Annotated in this window: 4 protein-coding genes; all 4 read right to left on the bottom strand. The window is 54.8% G+C overall.

What is annotated here, in order from left to right:
- Positions 1 to 114: 114 nt before the first annotated feature.
- A complete protein-coding gene (locus RSSM_RS29955; protein WP_008688775.1) occupies positions 115 to 552 on the bottom strand; it encodes a DUF2262 domain-containing protein in 438 nt (145 codons plus the stop codon).
- 192 nt (positions 553 to 744) lie between these two features.
- Positions 745 to 1,125 carry a hypothetical protein gene (locus tag RSSM_RS29950; protein ID WP_081613932.1) on the bottom strand — a complete coding sequence of 127 codons (381 nt, stop codon included), beginning with the start codon at positions 1,123 to 1,125 and terminating at the stop codon, positions 745 to 747.
- Between the two features lie 160 nt (positions 1,126 to 1,285).
- Positions 1,286 to 1,741, bottom strand: coding sequence for an Imm50 family immunity protein (locus RSSM_RS29945; RefSeq protein ID WP_044304034.1), 456 nt, complete (start codon positions 1,739 to 1,741; stop codon positions 1,286 to 1,288).
- A gap of 155 nt (positions 1,742 to 1,896) precedes the next feature.
- Positions 1,897 to 2,561: hypothetical protein (locus RSSM_RS29940; protein WP_236621490.1), on the bottom strand; the 665-nt coding region annotated here is incomplete at its 5' end.

The following is a 2,561-nucleotide window of genomic DNA, read 5'->3' as shown; positions in this document are numbered from 1 at the left end:
TAAACGAAGTGAGCGATGCCTGAACTACGAGAATTGCACCAAGGCGAGCCCACGCGACCAACCAAGGAAGGTGTGCCGAAGGCCTAGCGTAAAAACCATGTTGTACGCCTCTGACTAGCCATTGATGCTTGCGTCAGAGAACGTTCCGTCAGGCTCCGAGAATGCGATGACGCAATGTCCGACAAGCAATTCCGCAGTTCGATCAACAAACAGCCACTCGGAACCACCGTCAGGATAGACCACTACCGATTCCAGCAGAAGCATGGCAACAAGTTGTTCGTGAGAAAGTCGTAGTTCCCCATCGCGTAACCAATGGTTGTTGATGTCGTCGAGAAGGGTGTGTACTGCGTAGTCCGCAGCCGCAAGAGCGGTGGCGGATATGCCAGACGCGACATCCGCACCATTGGAAAGCAGTGTTGTCGTGTCGTCGCACTCGTCGAGCGACAAGCGGAAAGCCGCGGGTTCACCTTGGACGACGATGTTGGTGGTGTACCAATTCAAGCTCGCGTCAAATTCAAGTGTGCCCAGTGCTGGATGTTCAATTGTGTCCATCTTGGGGCGTACAACGGAAGGTTTTTACGACACCGCCCTAAACGAAGCGAGCGATGCCTGAACTACGGGAAATTGTACCAAGGCCATGGCCCGTTGCCAAAGAGCCAAGGTGTGCCGAAGGCCTAGCGTAAAAACCATGTTGGGCGGCCGGAATCGCAAATGCCGCATCCACTAGAGTAGACGTCCAAGCCATCACGATTCCTTGATGAGGCGTGGCAGGTCATTTTCCGATTGGGCGACAATTGCGTCACCGAAATCGTCAGCCAGTCCTTGCGGCAGTGGCGTGCCCGAATCGCCAACAACAGGAGCACAGTCGCCGGGCCACATGACGAAGAATTGATAATCGCGGATCAGCGCGAAGATCGCCGCCCAAAGCAGTGGTGAAGTAACGGGACGGAATACAGTGAAGCCACGAACGAAGCCAGAATCGTCCACGGAATAGCTGACATCGCAGGAATTCGGGATGCCGCCGAAGTCAAGTTGCATCCAACCGTCGGCGTCCGATTTGATGGCGTCACCGAATGGCGTCAGAAATTCTTCACGCGTCGGCAATGCGGCGGCGTCATCGGACATGGCGAAGATTTCAAAGCCCACTTGGTCCGCCCAACGGAAGGTTTTTACGACACCGCCCTGAACGAAGCGAACGATGCCTGAACTACGCGAAATTGTACCAAGGCCAGCCCGCGTTGACAAAGTTGGAAGGTGTGCCGAAGGCCCCAGCGTAAAAACCATGTTAGGTGCCACGGTCCCTGCCGTATTCGTCGCAAGGAACAACTCCCAGAACCTTGACTTGCGAAGCGGTAAACGCGAGTTCAAATGCGCCCGTCATCGAAACGTTGAATCTGTCAGGAAAACCGTCGCTTGTTGGCTGGGTGGTGAGTTGGAGTGCATCGAATTGGACGTTGCTGAATTGAAACGTTCGCAATTCAACACCAGACGCGTGAAATGCAAGCGTGATTCGGTGGTGCAAAGCATCTTGGTCGTAGTGTCGAGGGGCGTCGGGGTAGTGATCGTCGGCACCGATCCACCAGTGAATCGTCAAAATCAGGTCTCGCGAACCGTACGGCGAGAAAGTACGGCCGTGAGTCTCAAGGTGCACGCTCATGACGTAGGCGCCGGCAAAGTCGGGCCATTCACCATACACGTCTGAGACGGCGTGATGATCGTCAATTGATTCGTATGCGCTCAAGCTAGTGGCACCTAACGGAAGGTTTTTACGACACCGCCCTTAACGAAGCGAGCGATGTCTGAACTACGGAAATTGTACCAAAGCAATGGCCCGTTGCCAAAGAGCCAAGGTGTGCCGAAGGCCTCAGCGTAAAAACCATGTTGCACGACCCGGAACTACTGGATTACGGTAAACCCCACATCGGGTTTCACGAGTTCGCGAAACGAAGGATTGTGCGATCCAAGCCAAATACCGCCCCAATTCATCGCGATCAGATCAAGTTGTGCGTTGTGATAAAAGTTGTGTGTAGGTTCGCCATAGACGAAATGCCCGTCCAGCCACAAAGGCGGTAACGCAGCGTCAATTGCGGCATCCAATTTCTCGGTTTGGACGGAAACAAGGTGCGGGCAGCTCATTACGGCTTCCTGCAGCGAAAGCGTCGTAATGAAATGCGCAAGAGAATCGCAAACGGGTTCAAAGCCGTCGCCCTCGCCCCACGCTTCTGCGGCGTTGGAGTAGACGTTGCCGTCAGCGTGATCGAAGGAGCAGCGGGCTGACCAGTTGCCCTGATTCTCCCATGCAAATTCGACCATGTCGTCAACGTATTTGATTCGGTCTAGCGGCGTGAACGCATCCTGTGCGGCGAGTGGCGCACGGTGTTGGTTTTCAGCGGTTGGCTCTACGTCGATGAGACCGGCGAGTTCAGCGTAGAAGGTTGCCAGCGCAGGCGGGAATTCCGGTGGAACGACGGACGAATCGCCCGCAGCGTCGTAGGAGTGAAAGCGTCGCAAGAACGCGATTAGATCATCAAGAGTTTGAATCACGGTAATCTTGGGTCGTG

Source organism: Aporhodopirellula sallentina SM41 (genome assembly GCF_000346505.1).
Taxonomy (GTDB): domain Bacteria; phylum Planctomycetota; class Planctomycetia; order Pirellulales; family Pirellulaceae; genus Rhodopirellula; species Rhodopirellula sallentina.
The sequence above is the reverse complement of the archived record's forward strand: the minus strand, read 5'-3'. Positions and strand labels throughout refer to the sequence as shown.

Coding starts and splice junctions, on each gene's coding strand:
- RSSM_RS29955 (WP_008688775.1), bottom strand. CDS start 552: ATGGACACAATTGAACATCCAGCACTGGGCACACTTGAATTTGACGCG.
- RSSM_RS29950 (WP_081613932.1), bottom strand. CDS start 1,125: ATGTCCGATGACGCCGCCGCATTGCCGACGCGTGAAGAATTTCTGACG.